The 433-nt window shown below is 63.3% G+C and carries 1 protein-coding gene; it reads right to left on the reverse strand.

Features of this window, described 5'->3' with window-relative positions:
* A partial coding sequence (locus tag AC1D1Y_RS26490; protein ID WP_477684967.1) for a branched-chain amino acid ABC transporter permease occupies positions 1 to 433 on the reverse strand: 433 nt, incomplete at both ends.

Consider the following 433-nt stretch of genomic DNA (forward strand, 5'->3'; position numbering starts at 1 on the left):
GGCCCAGGAAGTAGCCGGGGCCACCGACGACGACCATCAGGTACATCATGATGGAGGAGCCCACGGCAAAGGGTGCCGGCTCGATGAACTGCACCAGCGAGGCGAACAAGGCCCCTGCGACACCTGCATAGGCGGCGCCAATGGCGAAGCTCAGCAGCGTGTAAGAGCGCGTGTTGATGCCCAGGCTTTCTGCGCGGATGGGGTTGTCGCGCAGTGCGGTAAATGCCTTGCCCCAGGGACTGCGCAGCAGGCCCCATTGCAGGGCGCCCAGCAGCACGGCAGTGGCCAGCACAAAGTAGTAGTACGCCAGGTTGCCTTCGAGTGAGAAGCCAGCCAGGCTGGGGCGGGCAATGTTGTTGATGCCGAAGGTGCCACCGGTCAACCACTCTTCGTTGCGCATGACCAGCCACACCGCAGTATTGAAGCCCAGGGT

The organism is Polaromonas sp. P1_G1 (assembly GCF_056405595.1).